Source organism: Fulverythrobacter fulvus (assembly GCF_037154085.1).
GTDB classification, from domain to species: domain Bacteria; phylum Pseudomonadota; class Alphaproteobacteria; order Sphingomonadales; family Sphingomonadaceae; genus Andeanibacterium; species Andeanibacterium fulvum.
Map to the genome: position 1 here is coordinate 310,683 of NZ_JBANRM010000003.1, position 25,484 is coordinate 336,166.

Consider the following 25,484-nt stretch of genomic DNA (forward strand, 5'->3'; position numbering starts at 1 on the left):
TCCTGGATCTGCCGCATCGGCAACTGACGATGGGCCCCTTGGCGGCGGCTCTCATCCATCATTCTGCCCATGGCCTCTTACCTCAGGAACACGGTCGTACAGGCTCCACCTCGCCTGAGTGAAGACTATCCGGCGGCCAAAGAAAAAGGGCGGGGAAAGGTTGCCCTTCCCCCGCCCCTTTCAAGGCGTTCTGCCGATTGGCTTAGTTGCCGATGATGGCGTTCACCGCATTGTTGCCCACCGCGGTGGCGGTGACAGCATTGTTGGTGACCGAGATCGCGCTGCCGGCGATGGCGCCGTAGCCGCCGTTCACGCCGTAGGTCACGGTGGTGACGGTGGCCGAGACCGGGCCGCTGTTGTTCTGAACATTGCCGATCGCAACGGTCGGCGCATTGGTGTTCAGAGCAGCAACCGTGACCGAGTTGGTCGCGGTGTTGCCATAGGCAGCCGCCGAGACGGCATTGCCGATGACGCCAACCGTGGCGTTGGTCACAGCAGGTTCGCCCAGCTGGCTGTTCAGAGCCACCACATAGGTGGTCTGAGTGCTGTTGGCCGACACGGCGCCCGAGTTACCCTGAACGTTCAGCACTGCGGCGCGAGCCGAGGTGGCGACGTTGCCCGAAGTGGTCACGGTGTAAGCACCGGTGCCGGCGAGCAGGTCGACATCGCCGTAATTGGCGCCAGCCGAGTAGTTCAGAGCATTGGTGGCCGAGTTACCGCGAGCCAGCGAGGCCGTGGTGTTGGTGCCCAGGGTCACGCTGCTGCCGTTGAGAGCGGCGGCGTCAAGGACATCGTCACCCGCGATCACAACACCGGCATTGGTCGTGGCGTTAGCCGTGACGTCTGCGATGCTGTTCTGTGCGTTGACGATACCCACGCTGGCACCAAGGCTGGAACCGGCGCTGGCATCGGCGACGTTCACCGCACGGTTGGCCGAAGCTTCCGCAGTGGTGGAGTTGCCGGTGATCTTCACCGAACCGTCCACAACGCCGTCGGTCGTCAGATAGGTACCGTCTTCGTTGTAGATGTTGGTCACAGCCGTTGCAGTAGCCGAGGTCTGGGCAATCTGCTGGTTGAGCAGGATGCCGTCACCACCGCCGTACACATCGGAGTCCACGTCGAGCAGGACGTCACGCGCAATGACGTTCGGATAGACGTTGGTGCCTTCGATGGTCAGGCTGTTGCTGACGTTGTTGACCACGGCCAGGGCCAGGTTCGAATTGTCCGACAGGCTGACGCTCGTGTTGTCCGAAGACACCGGAGCGTAGATTTCGACATTCGACAGAGCCGAGACTTCTGCTTCGCTGAACTGGTTCGAAGCGAGAACCGCACCGGCATCGGTGTTGGTGGCGCTCAGTTCCACGCTGTTGGCAGCCGTGTTGGCAACTGCACGCGAGCTCTGGCTGTTGCCATCAACCGTGAGGGTGGAGTCGTCGATGTTCGCCCCGTCGGTCATGTCGATGGCGAAGGTGCTGTAGACTTCACTGGTAAGCTGCGTGTCACCGACCACCTGAACGTTGGTGAGCATGTGGTCGCCAGCAGCCGAAGTATCGGTGCCGTCAGCAATCGCAGTGACCTGGAAGTGGTCGCTGCCATCCGGAACCGAGGTTCCATCCACCTTCACGCTGTTGGAAGCGCTGTTGCCCGTCACCGAACCGGCGACCGAGTTGTCGTCCACCGAGATGGTCGAAGCATCCACCGAACTGTCGAGAGCAACGGTTACACCACCGGTGTTCGGAGTACGCGGAACTGCGGGAGTATCCGGAGTACCCGGGATCAGCGGCACTGCGAAGCCGGCAACAGTGAAGGTTTCGTCACCGGTACCGTTGCCGCCGCCTCCGCTGGCAACGATCAGGCTGCTGAACAGGGTGGCATCGACTGCGCCCGTCATCGTTACAGTGGTACCACCGGCAGTCGCGCCGCTGACACCCGAAATGGCGTTGAGCGCATCTGCTTCACGCTGCGTAAGCGGCGTCGTGAAGGTGACCGTGATCGAGCCAGTGATGTTCAGCGTGTTACCGCCATTCGAGGTGGTCAGCGTACCCTGGGAGCTGCTGCCCGAGTTGGAAGCATTGTAGCCAGGCGTATCGGGCGTACCCGGAATGAACGGGGTACCCGGCGAACCGGCAATCCCGATCAGGGCCTGGATGTCGGCTTCGGACTGCTGGTAGTTGGTCAGCGCGCTGGTGGTGGCCAGCGTGTTGCCGCTCAGGTCGACCAGATTGTCCGCACGGTTGCCCGTGGCGCCGGCGGTCAGAACGTTGCCGTTGCTGACGACCGAGGAGTCGGTGACTTCTTCCCAGACATAGGTGAAGGCTTCAGCCGAGTAATCGGGGGCCACCACATCGTCGAGCAGCGTAGCGACGATCTGGCCACCAGCGAACTGGGCGCTGTTGACGCTGAACGAGGCATCGGTGCTGATCTGGTTACCGTCAACTTCCGCGATACCGCGAATGCCGCCCGGGAAGGAGTCAGCTTCGGTATCGATGTTGGTTGCCGTCACCGTCACGCCGCTGCTGGCGCGGTTGCCGTAAGCAAGCGCCTGGGCAGTGTTGCCCGAGGTCGAGACGCTCGAGTCATCGACGTAACCATCGATGTAGGTTTCGAAGGTCTCGTCGCCGGTCGCGCCGGCCACAATCGCCGAGTCTTCGGTGACCGTCTGCGCATTGGTGACGTTCATCACCGTAGCGAAGTCCGGCTGGCCGAGTACATCGTCTTCGGTGGCGTTGAGCGTACCGACATCGAGAGCGGCCTGGTTGTTGGCATCCGTACCATAGGCAGCAGCCACGAGGCTGTTGCTGTCGGTCTTGATGGTCGAACCATCTGCATCGTTGCCGACATAGGTGTCGAACGCGCTGTCTTCGTCATAGCCAACGGCCACTGCCGAAACGAGTGCCGAAACCGACTGCACATTGAGCACGCCATAGGCGGCATCGACGTCCGGTGCATTGGTGAAGTCGAGAGCGAAACCATCGGTCGCCGCAGCGTCGACAGTGATCAGCGAAGCGAGTTCATCGACATCCGACGAAACCGTGATCGTCTGGGCATCGACCGACAGGCTGTTGCCCGCCGAACCGCCGTAAGCGATCGAACGCTGCAGGTTGCCGCTGGTTTCGGCAGTGCTGCCGCTGATGTCGCTCGACACATCGACGTAGGTTTCAGCTTCGCTGACAGCCTGCACCGAGGAAGCATCCGCGACGATCTGAACGTTGGCAATGCCTGCACCGGTTTCAACGGTCGTACCCGAGAGCGCGAGGCCGTTCGAAGCCGAATTGCCGAGAGCAATCGCTTCCTGCGTGTTGCCGGTTACCGAGATGGAGCTGTCGATCGTTTCATCCGCGCCCGAATAGGCGTAGATTTCGCCGTCAATCACTTCGGACAGCACATTGGCGCTGTACTGGCTCTGCAGGCTGGTGACGATCACATTGCCTTCAGCCGAGACATTGCCGTCCAGGCCAGTGCCGCCGGTGAGGTTCACGCGGTCGTCGGGCATTGCGGTGGTCACGGCTTCCAGCGCGACGTTCTGGCTCACCAGATTGCCATAGGCGGCAGAAGCGATGCGGTTGCCATCGACCAGCACGGTGCTGTCTTCAAGCAGACCATCGTCATAGCCGACGTCCGACGAAGCATCGGCAGAGTCGTTATAGGCTTCCACATTGGTGTAGAGATTGGTCTGCTGGTTCGAAACCGCCACGGTGCCGTTGAAATAGGCCGAACCGTCGCCGGTTGCGAACGAACTGCTGGCGGCGTTGCCGCGAGCGGTCGCGCTCACTTCGTTGTCCGTCACGGACACGGAACCGGTTTCGAGCGACTCCACGTCGCCATAGATGTTGCCGTCGTCGACTTCCGCCTGGACGAGCGTGCGGTTGCCGTTCGAGGCGCCGACATTGCCCTGGCTGCTGTGGATCACGACGTCAGCCGCGACATTGCCCGAAACCGTGCCCGAGGTGTAAGCCGTGCTGGAAGTGGCGACGCCGCCCAGCCCCTGGAAGGACAGGCCGTCAGCCAGCAGGATGCGGTTGCCGGCGGCGCCATTGCTGCCCAGAGCATCGTTGCCCGAAGCGCTGGCGGTAATCGCGTTGCCGTCGATCGAGAGGCTGCCGTCCAGCGTGTTCACGTAGTTGTAGTCGTAGCCTTCGATCACGCCGAAGATGTCGGAGTCGAGATTGTCGGCTTCGATCAGGCCGTTGCCCGACGTGTCAACATTGGTCTGGCCGTTGGTGAGGACCAGGCTGCCGGTGAATTCCGGCGAACCGCCCGACAGGAGGCTGATGGTCGAGTTCGAGCTGTTGCCCTTGGCGTTGGAAGCAATCATGTTGTCTTCCACCGACGGAGCGGCAGTCACGACGTTGCCGTCGATGGTGCTTTCCAGTTCGAGGGAGATATTGTTGTTGTCAACGTCCGACTGGATGTCGGGATTGCCGTTGATCTGGATCGTGCTGGCGACAACGCTGCCGTCGGCATCGAGCCAATCGCCAAGCACCGCGCCGGACTGCACGAGCGAGTTGCCGCTCTGGCCCGAGCTGTAGGTGTTGGGCACGATACCTTCGAGGGTCGTGCTGCCGGCATTGCCGGTGGCGCGGCCTTCAATGTCGTTGCCCGACACAGTCGCGCTGCCGGTCTGGAAGTTGGGGATCGAGAGAATGATGTCGTTGTCTTGGATCGTGGCCGTAATCGAACCGGTGTTGGTTTCGAAGCCAAGCGCCGCGGCACCGTCGGAAACAATGTCATTCTCGAGGACCGAGAGATCGATCTCGTTGTCGAAGCTGTTGCCGATGGCGGTACCGAGGATGTCGTTGCCGTCCACAGTCACCGAAGTGGTGGTGGTGGAGGTTTCTTCGAGGCCAACCCCGCCGGTGGTGCCGGTGATGGTGGCATTGATGGCGGCGACGTTGTTGAGAACAGCGTCGATGATGTCATGGCCGTTCACGTCGGTGTCGACGGTGAGGGGACCAGGCAGAACCGGCGTAACGACGGTTTCGGCAGCGTGAGCGCCAGTCACCATCATCGTCGCGGCCATCGCCGTCCCTACCGTCGCCAGTAATTGGTTACGGCCCTTATCGCTAATCTTAGTCATCATATGCCCCTTTCAACAAAAACCACGAATCTGACCAAAGGCAGACCCACAATCATTCAAACGAAATTCGAAATCCGAAAGATTCCTTGTTAAAATTTCACGAACCCGAATGATTATCCCTGTTTGTTTTCAATTTCACTTCACGGCAGATCAGCCGCCGATACGCAACCTCACAAGCTCCTGCATCCCCGGACCATCGCGATGGATGGACGTATCCGAAGGCGCCGGACGCCAGATGATCGTCACGGCAGCGGGTGCGATGCCCCGGCTTGCCAGTGCGCTGGTGATGGCAGCGACACGCTGATCGGACAGCGCATCGCGCTTGCCCGGGTCGAAGTTTTCAGTGTCACGCGAGACCAGCAGCACGTTCACGCCACCCTGCTTCGCAGCCGCAGCGATCTGATCGAGGCGCGAAAGCGCTTCGCCGCCGAGCTGGGCGGAGCCGAATTCGAAGCCGATGCTGACATCAGAACCGCTTGCCGAAGCGACCGCATTGCTCGTGCTGTTCACGGGCTGGCCAGCGGACTTCACCACCGGCGCCGGGCCGGCAAAGCCGCTTGCCGGATTGGCGACGACGCGCAGCTTCTCGGCCGGCGTGACGGACAGACGCCCGCCCACCTGCACGGCCTTGCACGGCTCGTAATCGACATTGGTGACTGCCGAGACGAGGCGAACCACGCCTTCTTCAAGCGCGGCGCGAACGCCCAGCTGCATCGGCTCCTGACCGCGCGCACCGATATTGATGTCGAACAGGTCGTTATCGAAGAAACGGAAGACGTTGAAGCCCACCTCGTAACCGGTGAACTGCTTGGCGAGACTGACCGTCTTCACCACTTCCAGCGTCCGCGTATCCACGATGCGCAGGTCGATGGCGACCTGCTGGCTGTAGGTACGACCCTTGCCGCCGATCTGGTTCACGCCGGCTTCGAAACCGCCGGAGCGGATATCGTAGTTCACTTCGGTGATACCACCGACGATGAAGTAATCCGACTGCTGGATGGTGCCGCCGAAATAGGGCAGCCACGGAACCCGCTGCTTGCCGTTCGGGCCGTCAAGCTCGTGAATCTCGCCATCGCCGAGCTGGCGGCGGTCGGTATAGCCGAGTTCACGTTCCGCGATCGAGGGATCGAAGCGTTCCGCGATGCGCACAGCACCGGACAGCTTGCCCAGCGCCGAATAGACCATCAGGGCACCGCCCTGGGTCAGCGCGTTACCTTCATTGAGCGAATATTTGCCCGTGAAGTCCTTCACGTCGCCCACGCCCACCACGATCGGCGCCATGCCGGTGGATGCAACATGGTCCGCGAAGCAAGCCAGTACGCCTTCCATCGGCGTCACATTGTCACGCACGGGGGGGCCGATAACCAGCGGAAGCTCTCCCGGCGCAACGGATTGCGCCTCGGGAGTGGTACAACCGGCAAGCGTCACAGACACCGCCAGGACCGAGACGAGAGACAAAGTCCGAAGACGCTTACCCTGCCCCACGGGAAGCCTGAAGCTCATGCTTGATCCTCTCTAAGTCTCAGTTCAGCACGTTGGCGAAATTGCAAGCAGTGCTGCCATTGACGGTCGCGGTCTGGTCGCCGCTGTTGGTCTGCGTAGAATTGAGCGCCTGGTTCGGCGAACCGCTCACATGGGCAGAAGTCGAACCGTCGACCGAAGAACCCACGCTGCCGCTGTTGTTCTGGTCGCTGTTCGTATCAGTATTGCCGCGCCAACCGTCGATATCGGTGGAATTGTTGTTGCCGGTCGAACTGGCCGAAGAACCCGACGTGGTCGGCGAGTTGGCAAGATTGGTATTCGTGCCTTCATTGCCCGTCGCGGTGGCCGCAACGTTGCAATTATACTGCCGGTCGATGTTGGTGATGTACGTAGGAGGAGCGTAATAGCCGCTGCGCTTCTTTTCCATCAGGTCGAGAATGGCCGCCTGGTTCACCTTGTCGGCAGTCGTCTGGAACTGCCAGGCGTAATTCTCACCCACATTGTTTGCGCCTGCCGTAGAGCCAAGGCCCGCAAGCACGAACACACTCGAAAAAGCGAGTATACGCTTCATGAAAACCCCCAAAACTACGCTCCAGCACTATTGGCTTTGCCCCACTTGCTAAGCCAAGTGAGGCGACGTGTGAACTGACAATTGGTGCGAACCGAAGGCTCGCATTAACCATGAAAGTTCACCAGCGGTCAAGCGCCGTGTTGACGCTTTTCCGCCGATGACACCGGAAAAAAACCAATTATCTCTTGCTCTTGGAGACCCGTTGGCCCTCCCTTAGGCGTGAAATTGGACAGTTCCAAGTCGTTTTGTTGAGATTTTTTTCGAGCGACTCGTGGAGGTTTTCACCAAGGATGGGGAGGGCCGACTCCGTAAAAACCCTGAATCAGCGTTACTTTCGCGTTACTTTGCATCCGCCAAGACAACGCCGCATTCCCTGCAGAAGCGCGCAGAGGCGTCATGCAGCGTTCCACAGGAGCCGCAGATGTCCGCCTCGCTTGCGGTAAGGGCCTCGCGCTCCGGCGCGGAAGAATCGTCGCGCGGGCCAGCCTGACCAAGCAGGCGATCGAGCAGGGTCAAGACATCGGCAGGTCGAATCGAACGAAGCGAGAGAAGCGGGGCGCCGCCCGATTCATCCCGGCGCCATGCCCCCATCAGCACGCTGCCCGGCCCGTGAAGCAGGACGATCTTTTCCACGACCGCGGCGTCGCCCGCCCGGTGCGCGGCCTGGATCACCGTCAGCGCGGTGCGCGATGCGAGCAGGGCTGCAAGCGCAGCGCCTTCAGCGGTGCATCCGCCATCGGATCGCGCAAGACCGAGATCGATCAGCCTGTCGAGCCCCTGTCGCAAGCCAGCCGCCCCGCCCACCTCGAGTAGCCCTGTCCCGCCAGCCGCCATGGCAAAACGGGACAAGGGCGAGCCGGGATCGGGTGCATCCCGCTCGCGGGCGATTATCGCTTCGAGCGCCGCAATATCGGCGGGTCCGTGCAAGCTGTCGCCAGCATCCTCCCGGCCTTCCAGCCGGGCCCGCAGGCTTTCCCGCCGTGCTTTCTGGGCATAGGCGAGCAGATAGACGAGTTCGATCTTCTGCAGGTCGGCCACCAGGTCCATCGCAGGATCGGGCAGGAAGGAAACGCCCAGCACCTCGTCGGCCAAGGCAAGCGCCTGTGTCCGCCCACCGACCGGCATCAGGTCCCAGCAATCCGGGCCTGGCCGGGCAAAGGCGATCCACTGAAGGCCATCCTGGCTCGCCAGCCTCGTTTCGAGCCCGGCAAAGCTGCCCTCCGCATAGCCGAGGAAGCGCAATGAATAGGCGGGCCGCGCCAGCGTTTCGAACACAAGCTGCGCGGCAGGATCGAGGCCGCCTTCGGGCGCGGCAAGATCGTCAGGCAGGACGCCGCTTGCCACCGGAAGTCCGGAAAGGAAGTTCGACATTGCGGGTATCGCGCGTGCGGCCGCGAAGCCTTCGGACATCTGAGCAGCGGAAAGCCGGTAGCGACGGGACTGCATCTCAGTGTGCTCCGCCTTTCGGAACGACAACGGTTTCACGCTGCTTCAGCGCACTCGGCGCCTCGATCCGACCCAGGGGAATGCGTCCTGCGGTAACATGACGCTCCAGTCCGCCAGCGAGCCCGTCATGCAGGCGCAACCTTTCCCACACCGCGACCAGTGAGGCCCGCTGCTCGCCCCTGTCCCGCGTTTCGTCGTGTAGCCCGGCGCCGCCCCCTGCATCGAACATGTCCGTCAGCATGGTTCCCTCGATCGTGCGGCCGGGAATGAATGCCGCCGCATCGCTGCCGCAGCGCCCGGTGAAGCCTGCCCAGCCCTGCCCCTGCGCGAATGGTTCCACCGTTCCCACGGGGAGAAGCGGCTGCAGGGCCTGCATCGCAGCAGCGCGGTGGCTGCTGCGCCACCAACCCGAAGCCTCGGGCGTGGGGCTGCGCAGTTCGAGTTCGGGCAAGGCGGTAAGCTCATTCAGCAATTCGAGCACCAGCTGGCTGCCGCAGGACGTGCAGAAACGCACCCCTTCGCGGTTATCCGCCCCGCATGTGCCGCAGCGCTGCATGTATCCCCCAGTGCCCCCTGTATGAATGCGGTTGCCTGCACCGATCCCGCCGGCCGTGTAAATCGCAAATCGCACGGGCGACAAGTTGCATCATCGCTGGAAATGGCCCGAGCGACCGGTTAGGCAGCGCGCCGGGGAAGGAGAAGCAATGGATAATTGCGGATCTTGCGGTAATGCGATCTTGGCGAATGACCGCTTCTGCGGCGAATGCGGTGCACCGATCGCCACGGCGGCCGACCCGGTGCGCTTGCCCGCGGTGGTGCCCGAAAACGGGCGACGCAAACGCCTGCTGATCGCGCTCGGTCTGCTAACCGGGCTACTGGTGTTGGCCGGCGGTTCTTATTTCTGGCTCTCGGCACAATCCCGGCAGAGCAAGGTAATCCGCTTTGCCTTGGGCGATTTCGTGCCGGGCATGTCTGCCCAGCCGGAAGCGAGCGAAACGCCCAGCCCTGATGCGAGCGAGACCCCGGGCGAAACGGAAACACCCAGCGACGCCGCCACGGAAGGCGCCAGCGAAGCCCCCGCAGCCACAGCCGCAGCCAATGGCCCCGCTTTGCAGACCGCGATCATGCCCGGCAACTGGACCTTCACCACGGTGTTGACCAACGTCACCAAGGTCGACCCGTCGGACACCAGCTTCCAGCTCAATCGGCAGGGTCTCGGCCGCAGCGAAAGCTGGTCGCAATGCGTGAGCCCGGACGTCGCCGCGCAGCCGCGTTCCACCGCCTTCCCGTTCCGCCCTTCCATGGGTTGCCGGCCCGGCAGCTATGCCATCGCCGGCGGATCGTACCGGGCGAGCATGACCTGCAATTTCCCGCAGAATGGCGGCGCACGGCCAGTCGAGGCCAATGGCAGTTACACGCCCGACACGGCGGCGATCAGCGCGCGAGTGCGCGTGCCGGCCCAGGTTGTGAGCGGGGATTTCGAGAAGGTGCCGGAGATTTACCTCGACTATCGCCTCACTGCGGCACGCACTGGCCCGTGCAATTGATGGGGTCGGACAAAGTCGGCTTGCCCTCAATTCCCCTGATCGCCTAGCAAGCGCCCAAACGACAATTCGGGAGGGTTCTTCATGCAACGCATCTTCACCGGCCGCGGCGCAATGGCGCTGGGCGCTTCGGCTTTCGCCCTGGCCGCAGGAACATTCGCGCTTGCCCCGAGCACGCCGGCAGCGGAGACCACTTTCGCGAGCCAGGCCGAACAGGGCCATGCCGCCTATGCCAGCGATTGCGCGGCATGCCACGGCACCGGCATGGACAATGGCGCCTTCGCCCCAGCGCTGAAGGGCCCGTCCTTCCAAGCCAAGTGGGGCGGCGCGGGCGCGGACAAGCTCTACGACTATATCCGCAGTTCCATGCCGCCGGGCAATACGGGCGGCCTGCCGGATGAAACCTATGCCGCCATCGTCGCGGCGATCCTGGCGGAAAACGGTGTGACGCCCGATGCGCCTTTGCGCCCGGATGCGGCCCAACTCGCTACGGTGATGCTCCCCAAGCCGGCCAATGCGGCAGCGGTGGATACGGGCTTCGGCGGCGTCACCACACGGCGCGCGATCCCCGAGTGGCCCGCGAAGCCTGATCGCTTTGCGAATTTTACGCCTGTGACCGATGCGATGCTGAGCGCCCCGGCGGGCGAGAACTGGCTCGCCTGGCGCGGCAGCCATACGGGCCAGGGCTTCTCGCCGCTCAGGCAGATCGACGCGGGCAATGTGCAGAACCTCACTGTCGCCTGGGCGCAATCGCTCCCGGCCGGGCCCAACATGGCCGAGCCGCTGGTGCGCGACGGGGTGATGTATGCCTATGGCTTCGGCGACGAGGTATTCGCGCTCGACGCCACGAATGGCGATCTGCTGTGGCGCTATCAGCGCAAGCACCAGACCCCGCCCGCGACTTCGAAGAAGACCATCTCGCTCTATGGCGACAAGGTGCTGCTGGCGACGGGCGACCTCCACATGGTGGCGCTGGATGCCCGCACCGGCCGCCCGGTATGGGACGTGCCGATCACCGACAAGCCCGGCTTCCGCATTCCCGGCGGGCCTCTCGCCGCCGATGGCGTGGTGATGATCGGCATGGCGACGCAGGAAGCGGGCGGCGGCCAGATCGACGGGTTCGACATCGAAACGGGCCAGCATCTGTGGACCTTCCACACTGTCGCCCGCCCCGGCACTCCCGCCGGGGACACGTGGAACGGCCTCCCGCTCGACAAGCGCCATGGCGGCTCGGTCTGGACTTCCGGTTCCTACGACGCGGAAAACAAGCTGGCCCTGTGGGGCGTCGCCCAGACGTACGACACTGCCCCGCTGCGCGACCGCAAGCCGGGCATGAACAATGACGGGCTGTATAACGATGCCACGCTGGCGCTGAACCCGCGCACCGGCGAGCTTGTCTGGTATTTCCAGCACATGAAGAACGACCAGTGGGACCTCGACTGGGTGTTCGACCGGGTGATCGGCACGCTGGAGCGCGGCGGCAAGCAGCAGCGCGTGGTGATGACGGCGGGCAAGATCGGCCTGTTCGACACGGTGGACGCCAAGACCGGCAAGTACCTCTCCACGCTCGACATGGGCATTCAGGATATCGTGACCAAGGTCGATCCCAAGACGGGCGACAAGATCTACGATCCCGCGAAAATCCCCGATGGCGGCGCGCCGTTCTTCGCCTGCCCCAATGGCGGCGGCGGCCGTAACTGGAGCCCCACGGCCTTCAATCAGGGCACCGGGCAGCTGTTCGTCAATGCGCGCGATGTCTGCATGGATATCGTGCCCGCCAAGCCCGGCTTCCTGACCACGGGCATCAACATGCGCTATGCCCCGCCGGCAAACAGCGACGGGCGCTATGGTATGTTGCAGGCGCTCGACATGCAGAACCAGAAAATCGCCTGGACCGTCCACCAGCGCGCACCCTATTCGATGGGCGTGCTGGCAACGGCCGGCGGGTTGCTGTTCACCGGATCGGTCGACCGCCAGTTCATCGCCTACGATCAGGGCAGCGGCAAGGTTCTGTGGCGCACCGGCGTGACGGATGTGCCCAATGCCTCGCCCATTTCCTATTCGGTGGACGGCAAGCAATATATCGCCATCGTCACCGGGCGCGGCAATCCGCTGTCCTTCGGCCTCGGCGCACTGACGCCGGAAATCCAGATGCCGCCGGTCAACAGCTCGGCCATCTATGTTTACGCCCTGCCCGACGAGGAGAAGTAAGCACATGTCCCGCCCCCCGCTTCCGCCCTTTACCGAGGAAAGTGCCCGCCAGAAGGTGCGGCTGGCCGAAGATGGCTGGAACAGCCGCGATGCCGCCAAGGTGGCGCTGGCCTATACCGAGGATACCGTCTGGCGGAACCGCGTGGAATTCCCGCGCGGGCGGGACGAGGCGGAGGCTTTTCTTGCCCGCAAATGGGCGAAGGAACTGGATTACCGCCTGATCAAGGAATTGTGGGCCTTCACCGGCAATCGCATCGCGGTGCGTTATGCCTATGAATATCACGACGACAGCGGCAACTGGTTCCGCGCCTATGGCAACGAGAATTGGGAATTCGACGAAGACGGCCTGATGAGCAATCGCCACGCCAGCATCAACGAAATGCCGATCCGCGAGGAAGATCGCCTGTTCCACTGGCCGCTGGGCCGCCGGCCGGACGATCATCCGGGGCTGTCGGAACTGGGGCTCTAGGTCGCTCCATACCCGAGACATCGTTCGTCATTGCGAGGACCGTGGTCCGAAGCAATCCGGGGCCTTATGCGTTCCGTCCTGGATTGCTTCGGGCCGATTGCCCTCGCAATGACGACAACTACGTGGCGACCGGATAGGCAGGTGTCTCCAGCCCCGCATGGCGGGCCTTGATCTGCAAGGCGAGGTGCAGCGAATGAAAGCGCGCCTGCATCAGGTTGCCGCCCTGGAACCACAGCCCTTCCTGCGCGGTCGGCTTCCACATGTTGCGCAATTCGCCCTGCCAGGGGCCGGGATCGCCCGCTGTGCCCGAACCCAGTCCCCAGCAGGGGCCGACTTTCGCCTCCACCTCCGGCGAGATCAGCGTGCGCATCCATTCGCCCATCGGGCGATAGCCGGTGGCGTAAACGATGAGATCGGCGGGCAGGAAGGTGCCATCGGCCATGCGCAGGCCGCGTTCCGTGATCTCCGCAATCTCGCCATGGGCCAGCGCGATGTCGCCATTGGCGATCAGTTCCGAACCGCCGACATCGACGTAATAGCCCCCGGCGCAGCGGTAATAGGCCATGAAGAAGCCGGTCTCGTCCTCGCCATGCCACAGCTGGAACCCGCTTGCCTCAAGCCGGCGATAGAACTCGCCATCCACCTGCTTCAGATAATCCGCGAATGCCTTTTCGGCCGCGATGCGCGGGCGGAACGGCATTGTCGCGCCCATCAGGTCGCAGAAATCCGTATCCGCATGCGGCTGGGCATAGGGCAGGGTCTTTGCCAGCTCGCCCATCGTATCGGCCCGCACCACGATGGTGGGCGAACGCTGGATCATGGTGACCTCGGCGCCCGCCTCCCACAGGTCCACCGCAATATCGTGGGCAGAATTATTCGCGCCCACCACCACGCATGACTTGCCCGCCATCGCATGGCTGTTCCGGTGATCGGCCGAATGATAGTGCCGCCCGGCAAAGCGTTCCGCCCCCGGGATCGCGGGAATGTTCTTGGCGCCCGACAGTCCGGTGGCGAGCACCAGCTGGGCCGGATGCAGCACCAGTTCCTCGCCGCCCTGCTCCAGCAGTACCGTCCATTCGCCCCGCGCCTCGTCATAGGCGGCCGAAACGCAGCGGGTCGAACCCCAGAAATCGATCTCCATCGCGCCGCAGTAAAGCTCCAGCCACTCGGCCATCTTGTCCTTGTGAGTGTAGAGCGGGAAATGATCCGGAAACGGCAGATAGGGGAAATGGTCGAGGAAGACCGGATCGTGGAGATAGAGCGAATTGTAGCGCGCGCGCCAGCAATCGCCGGGCCGCTGCAGCGCATCGACCACCAGTGTCGGCACGCCCAGCCGCATTAGCCGCGCCGCCAGTTGCAGCCCGTTCTGCCCACCGCCGACGATCAGGCAATATGGCTGTTCGGTGCGGCCGAAACCGGCGCGATGGGCCGCGCGCAATTCCGCCCAGTTCTTCCGCCCGCGCCATCCCCGGTGCTCTACCCCGGCGGGGCGGCGGTCTCCGGCAGGCTCCTCATGGCCGATCAGCTCGATCATGGCGGTGAGCAGGATCTTCGCCCTGCCCCCTTCGAGCTGGACATGGCCGCGGCAGCGGGCGGTCTTCGTCTCGAAGCGGAACCAGCCCTGCGCCTCGTCCGTCATCGCCAGCGAAGGATCGTCCGGCGCAAAGCCATGCGCGCCGATGGCAGCGGCCTGCGTGCGCGCCATGGCGGCAATCGCCTCCACTCCCTCGGCCGTGTGGATGTTCCAGCTGAAGGCCACCAGATCGCGCCAATAGCTGTCCTCCACGAAGAGCGAGCCCCAATCCGCCACGTCCGGAGATTCCAGGGCGGCGGCGAAGCGGGCAAGCCAGGCGGTTACGGCGGCAGAAGGCTGGGCCATGGCAGTCATTCCCCCTTCCCCGCATGGCGTTCGGCAATTTCCTCGGGCGGAACGGTGGGCGCGACCCCGCCCATGAACAGCGGCGTGAAATCGCGCTGGCGATAAAGCCAGATGCCGTCATCCCCCTTCACGCACAGGTCCACCTGATCGCCAATGAAGATCGGCGGGGCGGAAGGATGGACCGGCTCGCCATCGGCGGCGAGGAGCATCATCACGCAAGTGGTGGTGGCGTTCCGGTCATCCGCGAATTCGGCATGGAAGTTGACGATCAGATGGCGCGAGGTGCGGGCGCCGCGATCCTGCCGCCAGCCATAGAACTCTTCTATCGCCGCGCGGCCCACCAGCGGCTTGCCCGGCCCGGCATGAAACACCCCGTCCTGGGTGAACATTGCGGAGACGCCCGCGCCGCCGCGATGATCGACCCAGTGCCAGTAATCGACGGCATTCTGCTGCAGCACCAGCGTTTCAAGCGCGCGTTGTTCCGGCGTCATGGCATGTTTCCTGATTGAACGGACATGTGCGGTCAGGCCCCCATCTCGCGGCCGGCCGTCTCCTGCGCCGCGCGCCACCACAGCAGGGCGACGGCGAGCGAGGCGATGCCGAAGGCGAGGAACACCAGCCGCGCCGATCCCGTGGCCTGCATTACCCCGCCGACCAGCACCGGGGTGAGCATGGAGGCGGCGCGGGCAAGGCTGCTGAGCGCGCCCAGCGCGACCGAGCGGACACGAGTGTCGTAGATTTCCGCGCTCCACGGCCAGAGGACCATCGAACTCACCGAAACGCCGATCTGCCCCAGCATCACCAGCGCCACGATCAGCACCCATTGCGAGGATGGCACCGCCAACAGGCCGAGCAGCGCGATCCCGCCCAGCAGCGTGCCGATTATCGGGGGCGGACGGCGCCCGATCCGGTCCACTGTCTGCCGCAGCACGATCGGCAGGATGAAAACGGCAATCGAAACGATCGCGTTGTAGGACAGCGCCTTTTCGATCGGGATATCGAACGTGGAGACGTAGATCGACGGCACCCAGGTCAGCAGCCCGAAAGAGACGAGCGAAGTGAGGAACCACATCGCCGCAGCCGTCATGGTTCTGCCCCGCCAGCGAGGCGCCAGAAGCTCGGCAAAGGGCACGCGCGGCGCGGCGGCGGGCGTGGCCGTGTCCGCGGGGATTTCGCCGATCTCGCTGCCGAGGCGGCGCAGGGCGGCGAGAGCCTCGACATGCCGCCCCTTTGCCGCCAGCCAGCGCGGGCTTTCCGGCAAGAGCCAGAGCAGCGGCGCGAAGAGCAGCGGGATGCCTGCAAGCCCGTACATCCAGCGCCAGCCGAGCAGCGGCACGATCCAGACGCTTGTCAGGGAAGCCAGGCCGAAGCCCGCCAGCATCAGGAACTGGAACGTGCCGAAGAAACGCCCCCGCGTGGCCGTGGGCGAGATTTCGTTCACATAGCTGATCGTCACCGGCATGGCCCCGCCAATGGCGAGGCCCTGAACCAGCCGGATCGCCACAAGGCTCGCAAAACCCGGCGCCTGCGAACAGGCAAGGGCGAGCACTGCCATGGCGATCACCAGCCAGCGCATCACCGGCAGGCGGCCAAACCGCTCCGCCAGCGTGCCGAACAGCACCGCACCGACAAAGGCCCCGGCATAGCCGGCAGAGGCGAGCCAGCCCGCCTCGAGCCCCGAAAGGCCCCATTCCGCGCTGATCGAGGGCAGAGTGTAGGCAATGACCGTGGCGTCCCAGCTGTCGAACAGCATCAGGAAGCCCAGCAGCCAGGGAATCCGGCCGCGCAACCGCCAGCCGCCCGGGCCGTTCAGCGCCGCGCCTGTCCAGCCCGGCCCCTCGGCAATCGCCGTGCCTTCACCTGCCGCCATGGGCCCCTCTCCTGCCCCGGCGGCTTCGTGGCCGAAGGGCTAATCTGTTTCGGGATACAAAACACGATTCCGTTCAGCAACACAAGCATGCCCTGCCCCACACAGGGCGGAGCAAGAATTCACACCGCCAGTGCGCGGGAAATTTCAGCCGCGGCGGCCTGCACTGCCTCGATCAGTTCCGGGGCGGGCTGGCGGGCAATGTACTGGATCGAACCGACGATGGAGATCATCGCGGCAAGTTCGCCCCGGTGATCGCGGATCGGGGCGCTGATGGCATTGACGCCCAGCACCGTCTCTTCCGGAGCGGCAGCCCAGCCCTGCCCCGCCACTCGCGCCAGTTCCCCGCGCAAAGATGCCGGATCGGTGATTGAATGCTCGGTAAACCGCTCGAAAACTACGGGCAGATCGTGGCCCTTTTCCAGCATCTCGGCCAGCAGCAGCTTGCCCGCCGCCGTGGTGTGCAGCGGCATGGGCATATGGGTGCGCATGGTCACGCCGACGAAGCTGTTGCCCTGCAGCGTCTCGACGATCGTGGCACTGTCCCCGAAGACGAGCGAGAGGTTCACCGCATGGCCGAACCGGTCGCGCAGGCGCGCCATCACCGGGCGGGCGATGCGGATCAGGCTCTCGTCAGGCGTGAGCGCGGCGGCGCGCAGCAGGGCCGCCATGCGCGGGCCCGCGCAATAGCGCTCCGTCCCCGGGTCCTGCGCGGCATAGCCCAGGTCCACCAGTGTGCGCAGGTGACGGAAGACGCGCGGCTTGGTGGTGCCCAGCGCGCGGGCAAGTTCGGTCACGCCCGCCGATTCCTGCTTCGCCAAGGCTTCCACGATCGACAGAGCCAGGCGGATGGCCATCACCCCGCCTGTCGATGCCGCCTTGCCCTCACCGGTTTCGCTATCCGTCATCTGGCCTCCGTCACCTTCGCTGCCCGGCCCTGTCAATGGCCGGCCAGCGCATGACCATAGATTTCCTGCGCATTTCCGCCGAACAGGCCAGCCCGCTCGCTCTCGGAGAGATGCGCCGCGCAAGCGGCCAGCCGGGCGAGTTTTTCGGCATAGGGCGCCGGGCTCTGGCCGACATCGGAACCCCAGACCAGCCGCTCCGCCCCGAACCGATCCGCCAGGGCGCGCAGGAACAGGGCCGCATCCAGCCCGGCGTCATGCAGCCTGTCGAAATTGATGTCCGTCACTTTCAACCGGACATGAGCAAGATCGTCAAATCTACTGATATGCTGCGCAATTCCGAAGTCATCGCCGGACGGGATCGAGCAATCATGGCCATTGGCCTGGCACCATGTCTTTTCCGGCGTGGAGGGATGCGGCAGGCCGACATGATCGACCAGGATCGGGATGCCGGTGATGTGTCGGGCAACATTCAGCAGCGCCTGCCGGCCGGCCGCTTTGTTCAGCCAGTAGAGGATCACCGTCACCGGCAGGCCGAGATCCGCCGCAGTCTTCCAGAACTCCAGCGCCTGCGTGCTGTCGAGCCACGCAGTATCGTCGCGCGTCAAAGTCGGGGCGACCAACCGCACCCCGCCCAGCCGATGCTCCCGCGTCAGTGCGCGCAGCTTCGCCGGTGACGAAGGCTCCTGCGCGTCGAGCACCACCACTGGCACGAAACGTTCGGGTAACTGGGCCGCCGCATCGAGTGCATAGGAATTGTCATAGCCATAAAGCGTCGCCCGCTGGACCAGGCAGGCGCGTGCCACGCCGCATTCATCCATCTCGCGCACAAGGTCTTCCACCCTGTGCACAACGGCACTGACCGGGGGCACAGCGCCGCCACGTAGCGGGCCGAAGGGGTATTTCTCCCGGTCCGCGGAGAGCACATGGGCATGGGTATCGAAGATCATCCTTCACCCCGGATCGATTGTTTTTTGACTTGGGCTGGGTTCTGGCATTTGTTACGCATAAAGCAACAATGTTTCGAATTCTGCGGAGGGCCTCTTGCCGCGCATTCCCTATCCCGACGTCGCGACCCTGCCCGAAACAGTGCGCCGCATGGTCGAAGGCTCGCCGCTCAACGTCGTGAGGATCGGAGCTCATGCCTCCCCCGCCCTGTTCGAGGCGCAGGGGCGGCTGAGCTATGCCATTGCCGACCCGGAAGTGATCGATCCGCGCATTCGCGAGGCCACGATCCTGCGCGTCGCCCAGCTTTCAGGCAGCGACTATGAATTGCACCATCACAGGCCGCTCGCCCGGGCGGCCGGGCTGACCGAGGCAGAGATCGCCGCGATCCTGGCCCATGACTATCCCGCGCTCGACACCACGCTGGCTGCCGTCTGCCGCTTCACCGACGAAGTGGTGACACGAATTTCACCTGCGGACGAGACGCTGGCCGATGTGCGGGCACTGCTGCCCGACCGCGAGGTAGTGAACATCGTCCTCACCATCGGCTGCTACATGGCCATTGCCCGCCTGATCGGCGTGACCGGGATCGAACTCGACGAAGTCGCGATCCAGCATCTTGCAAGCGGGATCGACGACCGGGCAGGCTAGTTCAACCACAGCACCGCATAGCCGCCCAACTGGCCTTCCTCGCCCGGATTGAGCGACAGCAATGGAGTGCCCGCCAAGTCGAGTTCTGCCAGTTCGGCAAGAGCAAGCGGCTCGGGCGAGAAATTGTAGATACAGCGCAGGGTTTCGCCCTCCACCTCACGCTCGAAGGCCAGCACGTCGCCCGCGACAATGCAGCGGCCAAAACTGCCGTGATGCAGCGCCGGATGGGCCTTGCGCAAAGCCAGCAGGCGGCGCGTCAGGGTGAGGATGGAATCCCCGTCCCGCTCCTGCACATCCACCGCCCGGTCGAGATTGGCCTCGGATAGAGGCAGCCACGGCACACCGGTGGTGAAGCCGCCCTGCCCTTCCCCGGCGTTCCACGGCATCGGCGTGCGCGCACCATCGCGGGAGAGGGTCAGCGGCCAATTGGCGATGGCTTCCGGGTCTTGCAGCAGGTGGAAGGGTATCTCGTCCTGTTCCAGCCCCAGTTCTTCCCCCTGATAGAGGATGATATCCCCCCGCAAGGAGGCGAGCAGGGCCAGCTTCATCCGGGTGAAGCGATCCATGTCCACCATGGCGCACCAGCGGGATACGGCACGCGGGGCATCGTGGTTTTCGAAGGCCCAACTCGGCCAGCCTTCCGCCAGCCCGTCCTCGCCCGGCAGGCCCTGCCATTCCGCCATGGCCTGCGCCACCAGAGTGGGCGTCAGCGCGGGGGCATATAGGAAGTTGAAGCCATAGGCGCTGTTCAGGCGGTGATTACCGGCCGTGAACGCCTTCATCTCGATCTCGGACTTCTCCCCGCCGACCTCGGCCATGGTGAAGATCGCGCCATAGTGATCGCACAGGGCGCGGATGCGTTCGATGAAACCGACGATCCCGGGCTGGGACTGGCTGTGGAGCTTCAACTGATAATCGAAAGGTCGGTTGAACTGCCTGCCATCGCGCGGTGCGGGCGGATTGTCGCGCAATTGCGGATCGTGCATCGAATGGTTCAGCGCATCCAGCCGGAAGCCGTCCACGCCCCGTTCCAGCCAGAAGCGCGCCACGCCCAGCAGCGCATCCTGCACCTGCTGGTTGTGCACGTTGAGCTGCGGCTGCTCCTTCAGGAAAGTGTGCATGTAATATTGGCGGCGGCGGCCATCCCAGGTCCAGGCCGGGCCGCCGAACACCGATTGCCAGTTGCAGGGCGGCGTCCCGTCTTCCTTGGGATCGGCCCAGACATACCAGTCCGCCTTCGGATTATCGGGGCTGGACCGGCTCTCCGCAAACCACGGATGCAAATCCGACGTATGGGCATAGACCTGATCGATCAGCACGCGCAGCCCGTGTGCATGGGCCGCTTCCACCACCCGGTCGAAGTCCTCAAGCGTGCCGAACACCGGATCGACATCGCAGAAATCCGCCACATCATAACCAAAATCCCGCATGGGCGAGGTAAAGAAGGGCGAAATCCAGATCGCGTCCACCCCCAGCGAAGCGATATGGTCCATCCGCCGCGCGATCCCGGCAAGATCGCCCACCCCGTCTCCATCCGTGTCGAGAAAGCTGCGGGGATAGATCTGGTAGATCGCGGCACCGCGCCACCAAGGCAGGTCAGGATTCCGGTCGGCTTCGATCATCAAGGGCCCCGCTGGATTACTGTGCAGTGCAGCATAGGCAAAATTTCGTGTCAGGGCAGTGGCCTTGCAACAGGGGATGAATTTTATTCCTTGCACTGCGGCAAGTGCTTGCGGGCGAGGGCCGGAATGGCTTAGGCGATGAAGTGAGGAGCTACGGAGGAAGAGTCGTCGGCAGTCTCGCGGCAACGCGGTGGCAGCCGGCCGGTGCAACCGCATTCGGAGCTTGCCATCCGTGCCATCCACCCCCAGCGAAAAGACCCGCGAAATCGACGCCAACCTGATCGACGTGCTGCGCCACCGCGTGGGCAAGGACGAGCGTGCGGCCAAGCAGCACGACTGGTTCACGGCCACGGTACTCGCCCTGCGCGACGAGATCATCGACAGGTGGATGGAATCCACTCGCCAGACCTACGATAGCAAGGGCAAGCGGGTCTATTATCTCAGCCTCGAATTCCTGATCGGCCGCCTGCTGCGCGATGCCCTGTCGAACATGGGGCTGACGCGGGAGATGGAACAGGCGCTGCGCAACCACGGGCTGGACCTTGCCGCCATCGAAAGCCTGGAGCCCGACGCGGCACTGGGCAATGGCGGCCTTGGCCGGCTGGCGGCATGCTTCATGGAAAGCCTCGCCAGCCTGGACATCCCGGCTTACGGTTACGGAATTCGCTATGTTAACGGTATGTTCCGACAGGCTCTTAAGGACGGCTGGCAAGTCGAACTGCCGGAAACCTGGCTGAGCCACGGCAATCCCTGGGAATTCGACCGGCGGGAAAGCGCCTATCTGATCGGCTTCGGCGGCGAAGTGGTGGCCAAGGGCGATCTGGCCGTGTGGAAGCCTGCCGAGCATGTCGAAGCCTCCGCGGTCGACACCCCGGTGGTGGGCTGGCGCGGCAAGCGGGTAAACACCCTGCGCCTGTGGACCGCCAATTCGCTCGACCCGATCGATCTCGATGCGTTCAATTCCGGCGACCATTTCGGCGCGCTGGAATCGAATTTGCGCGCCGACAGCCTGGTGCGGGTGCTCTATCCGGCGGATTCCAGCCCCGCCGGGCAGGAACTGCGCCTGCGGCAGGAATATTTCTTCACCTCCGCTTCCATTCAGGACATCGTGCGGCGCCACGTCCAGTATCAGGGCGATGTGCGGACCCTGCCCGATCACGCGGCGATCCAGCTGAACGATACCCATCCGGCAGTGGCGGTGCCCGAACTGATGCGCCTGCTGGTGGACCAGCACGGGCTGGAATTCGACGAGGCGTGGGACGTTACCTGCCGCACTGTCGCCTATACGAACCACACCCTGCTGCCCGAGGCGCTGGAGGCATGGCCCCTGCCCCTGTTCGAGCGGTTGCTGCCGCGCCACATGCAGATCGTCTATGCGATCAACAGCCGCGTGCTGCGCGAAGCCCGCAAGAAGGGGCTGGACGATGCGGCGATTGCCGCCATCTCGCTGATCGACGAAACCAACGGCCGCCGCGTGCGCATGGCCAATCTGGCCTTTGCCGGGGCGCATAGCGTGAACGGCGTGGCGGCGCTGCATACGGAACTGATGAAGACCACGGTCTTTGCCGATCTGCACAAGCTCTATCCCGGCAAGATCAATAACAAGACCAATGGCGTCACCCCGCGCCGCTGGCTGCAGCAGTGCAATACCGGGCTGGTTTCCGTGCTGAAGGACGCCATCGGCGATGGCTTCCTCGACGATACGGAAAAGCTGGCGGACCTGAACAAGCTGGCGGCCGACGCGCAACTGGGCGAGCGGATCGCTGAAGTGAAGCGCGCCAACAAGGTGGCGCTGGCGGCCAAGGTGCAGGAACTCACCGGCATCCGCCTCAATCCCGACGCCCTGTTCGACGTGCAGGTGAAGCGCATCCACGAATACAAGCGCCAGTTGCTCAATCTGGTAGAGACCGTGGCGCTCTACGATCAGATCCGCAGCCATCCCGAACAGGATTGGGTACCGCGCGTGAAGATCTTCGGCGGCAAGGCGGCGGCGAGCTATCACAATGCCAAGCTGGTCATCAAACTGGCCAATGACATCGCCCGACGTGTGAATGCCGACCCCTCGGTGGGCGGGCTGCTCAAGGTCGTGTTCGTGCCGAACTACAATGTCAGCCTGGCCGAACAGATCATTCCGGCCGCCGACCTTTCGGAACAGATTTCCACCGCCGGCATGGAAGCATCCGGCACCGGCAACATGAAATTCGCCCTCAATGGCGCGCTGACCATCGGCACGCTGGACGGCGCGAATATCGAGATCAAGGACCGGGTGGGCGACGAGAATATCGTGATCTTCGGCCTGACGGCGGAAGAAGTCGCGGAAAAGCGGGCCAATGGCTATGTTCCGCGCGACGTGATCGAAGGCTCGCGCGAATTGCACCAGGCAGTCCACTGCATCGCCTCTGGCGTATTCTCGCCCGACGATCCCAATCGCTATGCCGATCTGATGCGCGGGCTTTACGACCATGACTGGTTCATGGTCGCCGCCGATTTCGATGCCTATCACGCTGCCCAGCGCGGGATCGACCGCATGTGGGAAGATCAAGCGGGCTGGCGCGAGAAGGCAATCCGGAATATCGCCAATGTCGGCTGGTTCTCTTCGGACCGGACCATCGGCGAATACGCCCGGGAGATCTGGGGAGTCCTGTGAAGCCATCCAAATCCGCACTCAACGCGCTTCTCGATGGCACGCATTCGGACCCGTTTTCGCTATTAGGCCCCCATGCAGGGCCGGAAGGCACCTTTGCCCGGGCATTTCTGCCCGGCGCGGAAGAAGCGAGCGCGTTCAGCCTGAAAGGCGGCGCGCTGGGGAAGATGACCCGCACCGATCCGCGCGGATTGTTCGAAGGCAAGCTGCGCGGCCAGCCGAAGCCGGTGAAATATCGCTGCCGTGGCGGCGGGCAGGAGTGGTGGGTGACGGACGCCTACAGCTTCGGCCCGGTGCTCGGCCCGGTGGACGATTTCCTGATCGCGCAGGGCACGCATTACCGCCTGTTCGACAAGATGGGCGCCCATTGCATCACCCATGAAGGCGCCGAAGGCGTACACTTTGCCGTCTGGGCGCCCAATGCCCGGCAGGTGAGCGTGGTGGGCGATTTCAACGACTGGAACCCTGCCCGCCATCCCATGCGCAACCGCAAGGATATCGGCGTGTGGGAAATCTTCGTGCCGGACATCGGCGCGGGCCGCGCCTACAAATACCGCATCGTCGGGCCGGACGGCACGGTGCAGCCGCTCAAGGCCGATCCCTATGCCTTCGCATCGGAACTGCGCCCCAAGACCGCCTCGCTCACCGCCGATCCGGTGAAGCACGATTGGGGCGACGATACCCACCGGCGGCACTGGTCATCCGTCGATCCCCGGCGCGAGGCGATCTCGATCTACGAGGTTCACCCCGGATCGTGGCAGAGGAACGAGCATGGCTGGTTCCTGACATGGGACGAGATGGCCGAGCGGCTGATCCCCTATGTGGTCGACATGGGCTTCACCCATATCGAATTCCTGCCGGTGTCGGAGCATCCCTACGATCCGAGCTGGGGTTACCAGACCACCGGGCTTTACGCCCCCTCCGCCCGTTTCGGCGGGCCTGACGGCTTTGCCCGCTTCGTGGACGGCGCACACCGCGCCGGAATCGGTGTGCTGATCGACTGGGTGCCCGCCCATTTCCCCACGGACGAGCACGGCCTCGCCCGCTTCGACGGGACGGCGCTTTACGAACATGAAGACCCGCGCCTTGGCTTCCATCCTGACTGGAACACGGCGATCTACAATTTCGGGCGGCGGGAAGTTTCCAGCTTCCTCGTCAACAATGCGTTGTTCTGGGCCGAACGCTATCACGTCGATGGGCTGCGCGTGGATGCCGTCGCCTCCATGCTCTACCGCGACTATTCGCGCGAGGCAGGCGAATGGATCCCCAACAAGGAAGGCGGGCGCGAGAACTGGGAAGCAGTGGACTTCCTGCGCCAGATGAACCGCGCCGTCTATGGCAGCCAGCCCGGCACGATCACCATTGCCGAGGAAAGCACGGCCTGGCCCGGCGTGAGCCTGCCTGCCTATGACGATGGCCCGCGCGAGAACCTTGGCTTCGGCTTCAAGTGGAACATGGGCTTCATGCACGACACGTTGCGCTACATGGGGCGCGAACCGGTGCACCGGAAGTTCCATCACGAGGACATCACTTTCGGCCTGATGTATGCCTTTGCCGAGAATTTCGTCCTGCCGCTGAGCCATGACGAAGTGGTCCACGGCAAGGGATCGCTGCTGAACAAGATGAGCGGTGACGATTGGCAGCAATTCGCCAATCTGCGCGCCTATTACACCTTCATGTGGGGCTATCCGGGCAAGAAGCTGCTGTTCATGGGGCAGGAATTCGCCCAGCGCCGCGAATGGAGCGAGGAACGCGCGCTCGACTGGGACCTGCTGGATGCACCGTCCCACGAAGGGGTGCGCCGCCTGCTGCGCGATCTCAACCGGCTCTATCGCACACGCCCCGCGCTCCATGCGCGCGATTGCGAGGGCGAAGGCTTCGAATGGCTGGTGGCGGACGATGCCGGGGCATCGGTGTTCGCCTGGTTGCGCAAGGCACCGGGCGCCGCGCCGGTGGCGGTTATCAGCAACATGACGCCGACGCTGCACGATCATTACCGCCTGCCCCTGCCCATCGACGGGGTGTGGCGCGAAGTGCTGAACAGCGATGCCGAATTTTACGGCGGCGGCGGCAAAGGAAACAAGGGACAGGTTGTAGCAGAAAACGGGGCGGCGCATGTCATATTGCCGCCGCTTGCCACGATCATGCTCGAATATGCGGGAAAGGACTGA

General features: G+C 63.8%; 17 protein-coding genes. 6 read left to right on the top strand and 11 right to left on the bottom strand.

The annotated features are described in order from the left end of the window. Window positions 1-202: 202 nt before the first annotated feature. From WFP36_RS11165 to WFP36_RS11185, 5 genes are all read right to left on the bottom strand, one after another. Window positions 203-5,077 carry a beta strand repeat-containing protein gene (locus WFP36_RS11165; RefSeq protein ID WP_336980540.1) on the bottom strand — a complete coding sequence of 1,625 codons (4,875 nt, stop codon included), beginning with the start codon at window positions 5,075-5,077 and terminating at the stop codon, window positions 203-205. 150 nt (window positions 5,078-5,227) lie between these two features. Beyond that, on the bottom strand, window positions 5,228-6,580 hold the full coding sequence (locus WFP36_RS11170; RefSeq protein ID WP_336980542.1) for a CsgG/HfaB family protein: 1,353 nt from the start codon (window positions 6,578-6,580) through the stop codon (window positions 5,228-5,230). Between the two features lie 19 nt (window positions 6,581-6,599). Beyond that, a complete protein-coding gene (locus WFP36_RS11175) occupies window positions 6,600-7,130 on the bottom strand; it encodes a hypothetical protein (RefSeq protein ID WP_336980544.1) in 531 nt (176 codons plus the stop codon). A gap of 339 nt (window positions 7,131-7,469) precedes the next feature. Beyond that, on the bottom strand, window positions 7,470-8,576 hold the full coding sequence (locus WFP36_RS11180) for a hypothetical protein (RefSeq protein WP_336980546.1): 1,107 nt from the start codon (window positions 8,574-8,576) through the stop codon (window positions 7,470-7,472). Between the two features lies 1 nt (window position 8,577). Beyond that, window positions 8,578-9,132: a zinc ribbon domain-containing protein gene (locus WFP36_RS11185; RefSeq protein WP_336980548.1), complete on the bottom strand. Its 555-nt coding sequence runs from the start codon at window positions 9,130-9,132 to the stop codon at window positions 8,578-8,580. A 148-nt stretch (window positions 9,133-9,280) separates the two neighbouring features. On the opposite strand from WFP36_RS11185, the gene WFP36_RS11190 reads away from it, so the two are divergent. The 3 genes from WFP36_RS11190 (at window position 9,281) to WFP36_RS11200 (ending at window position 12,800) form a co-directional block, all read left to right on the top strand. Beyond that, the gene (locus WFP36_RS11190; RefSeq protein ID WP_336980550.1) at window positions 9,281-10,123 is read left to right on the top strand and encodes a DUF3617 domain-containing protein; all 843 of its coding nucleotides are present in this window, start codon (window positions 9,281-9,283) and stop codon (window positions 10,121-10,123) included. Window positions 10,124-10,204: 81 nt separating this feature from the next. Beyond that, on the top strand, window positions 10,205-12,331 hold the full coding sequence (locus WFP36_RS11195) for an outer membrane protein assembly factor BamB family protein (RefSeq protein WP_336980552.1): 2,127 nt from the start codon (window positions 10,205-10,207) through the stop codon (window positions 12,329-12,331). A gap of 4 nt (window positions 12,332-12,335) precedes the next feature. After that, window positions 12,336-12,800 carry a nuclear transport factor 2 family protein gene (locus tag WFP36_RS11200; RefSeq protein WP_336980554.1) on the top strand — a complete coding sequence of 155 codons (465 nt, stop codon included), beginning with the start codon at window positions 12,336-12,338 and terminating at the stop codon, window positions 12,798-12,800. 118 nt (window positions 12,801-12,918) lie between these two features. On the opposite strand, the gene WFP36_RS11205 is transcribed toward WFP36_RS11200, so the two are convergent. From WFP36_RS11205 to WFP36_RS11225, 5 genes are all read right to left on the bottom strand, one after another. Continuing rightward, window positions 12,919-14,679 carry a flavin-containing monooxygenase gene (locus WFP36_RS11205; RefSeq protein WP_336980556.1) on the bottom strand — a complete coding sequence of 587 codons (1,761 nt, stop codon included), beginning with the start codon at window positions 14,677-14,679 and terminating at the stop codon, window positions 12,919-12,921. A 5-nt stretch (window positions 14,680-14,684) separates the two neighbouring features. Then, on the bottom strand, window positions 14,685-15,170 hold the full coding sequence (locus tag WFP36_RS11210) for a nuclear transport factor 2 family protein (protein ID WP_336980558.1): 486 nt from the start codon (window positions 15,168-15,170) through the stop codon (window positions 14,685-14,687). A gap of 32 nt (window positions 15,171-15,202) precedes the next feature. After that, on the bottom strand, window positions 15,203-16,549 hold the full coding sequence (locus tag WFP36_RS11215) for an MFS transporter (RefSeq protein ID WP_336980560.1): 1,347 nt from the start codon (window positions 16,547-16,549) through the stop codon (window positions 15,203-15,205). Between the two features lie 119 nt (window positions 16,550-16,668). Further along, the gene (locus WFP36_RS11220; RefSeq protein WP_336980562.1) at window positions 16,669-17,454 is read right to left on the bottom strand and encodes an IclR family transcriptional regulator; all 786 of its coding nucleotides are present in this window, start codon (window positions 17,452-17,454) and stop codon (window positions 16,669-16,671) included. A 32-nt stretch (window positions 17,455-17,486) separates the two neighbouring features. Further along, window positions 17,487-18,401, bottom strand: coding sequence for an amidohydrolase family protein (locus tag WFP36_RS11225; RefSeq protein ID WP_336980564.1), 915 nt, complete (start codon window positions 18,399-18,401; stop codon window positions 17,487-17,489). Window positions 18,402-18,495: 94 nt separating this feature from the next. On the opposite strand from WFP36_RS11225, the gene WFP36_RS11230 reads away from it, so the two are divergent. Next, on the top strand, window positions 18,496-19,047 hold the full coding sequence (locus WFP36_RS11230) for a carboxymuconolactone decarboxylase family protein (protein WP_336980566.1): 552 nt from the start codon (window positions 18,496-18,498) through the stop codon (window positions 19,045-19,047). Here the strand turns inward: WFP36_RS11230 and WFP36_RS11235 are convergent. After that, window positions 19,044-20,669, bottom strand: coding sequence for an alpha-amylase family glycosyl hydrolase (locus WFP36_RS11235; protein WP_336980792.1), 1,626 nt, complete (start codon window positions 20,667-20,669; stop codon window positions 19,044-19,046). The genes WFP36_RS11230 and WFP36_RS11235 overlap by 4 nt on opposite strands. Before the next feature lie 232 nt (window positions 20,670-20,901). Between WFP36_RS11235 and WFP36_RS11240 the strand changes: the two genes are divergently transcribed. Together WFP36_RS11240 and glgB are read left to right on the top strand one after the other, a co-directional pair. Then, on the top strand, window positions 20,902-23,316 hold the full coding sequence (locus tag WFP36_RS11240) for a glycogen/starch/alpha-glucan phosphorylase (RefSeq protein ID WP_336980568.1): 2,415 nt from the start codon (window positions 20,902-20,904) through the stop codon (window positions 23,314-23,316). Continuing rightward, a complete protein-coding gene (gene glgB / locus WFP36_RS11245; protein WP_336980570.1) occupies window positions 23,313-25,484 on the top strand; it encodes a 1,4-alpha-glucan branching protein GlgB in 2,172 nt (723 codons plus the stop codon). The genes WFP36_RS11240 and glgB overlap by 4 nt, the downstream gene beginning before the upstream one ends.

Excerpts from the sequence above, each read along its gene's own strand:
- WFP36_RS11165 (WP_336980540.1), bottom strand. The coding sequence starts at position 5,077 with ATGACTAAGATTAGCGATAAGGGCCGTAACCAATTACTGGCGACGGTA.
- WFP36_RS11170 (WP_336980542.1), bottom strand. The coding sequence starts at position 6,580 with ATGAGCTTCAGGCTTCCCGTGGGGCAGGGTAAGCGTCTTCGGACTTTG.
- WFP36_RS11175 (WP_336980544.1), bottom strand. The coding sequence starts at position 7,130 with ATGAAGCGTATACTCGCTTTTTCGAGTGTGTTCGTGCTTGCGGGCCTT.
- WFP36_RS11180 (WP_336980546.1), bottom strand. The coding sequence starts at position 8,576 with ATGCAGTCCCGTCGCTACCGGCTTTCCGCTGCTCAGATGTCCGAAGGC.
- WFP36_RS11185 (WP_336980548.1), bottom strand. The coding sequence starts at position 9,132 with ATGCAGCGCTGCGGCACATGCGGGGCGGATAACCGCGAAGGGGTGCGT.
- WFP36_RS11190 (WP_336980550.1), top strand. The coding sequence starts at position 9,281 with ATGGATAATTGCGGATCTTGCGGTAATGCGATCTTGGCGAATGACCGC.
- WFP36_RS11195 (WP_336980552.1), top strand. The coding sequence starts at position 10,205 with ATGCAACGCATCTTCACCGGCCGCGGCGCAATGGCGCTGGGCGCTTCG.
- WFP36_RS11200 (WP_336980554.1), top strand. The coding sequence starts at position 12,336 with ATGTCCCGCCCCCCGCTTCCGCCCTTTACCGAGGAAAGTGCCCGCCAG.
- WFP36_RS11205 (WP_336980556.1), bottom strand. The coding sequence starts at position 14,679 with ATGGCCCAGCCTTCTGCCGCCGTAACCGCCTGGCTTGCCCGCTTCGCC.
- WFP36_RS11210 (WP_336980558.1), bottom strand. The coding sequence starts at position 15,170 with ATGACGCCGGAACAACGCGCGCTTGAAACGCTGGTGCTGCAGCAGAAT.
- WFP36_RS11215 (WP_336980560.1), bottom strand. The coding sequence starts at position 16,549 with ATGGCGGCAGGTGAAGGCACGGCGATTGCCGAGGGGCCGGGCTGGACA.
- WFP36_RS11220 (WP_336980562.1), bottom strand. The coding sequence starts at position 17,454 with ATGACGGATAGCGAAACCGGTGAGGGCAAGGCGGCATCGACAGGCGGG.
- WFP36_RS11225 (WP_336980564.1), bottom strand. The coding sequence starts at position 18,401 with ATGATCTTCGATACCCATGCCCATGTGCTCTCCGCGGACCGGGAGAAA.
- WFP36_RS11235 (WP_336980792.1), bottom strand. The coding sequence starts at position 20,669 with ATGATCGAAGCCGACCGGAATCCTGACCTGCCTTGGTGGCGCGGTGCC.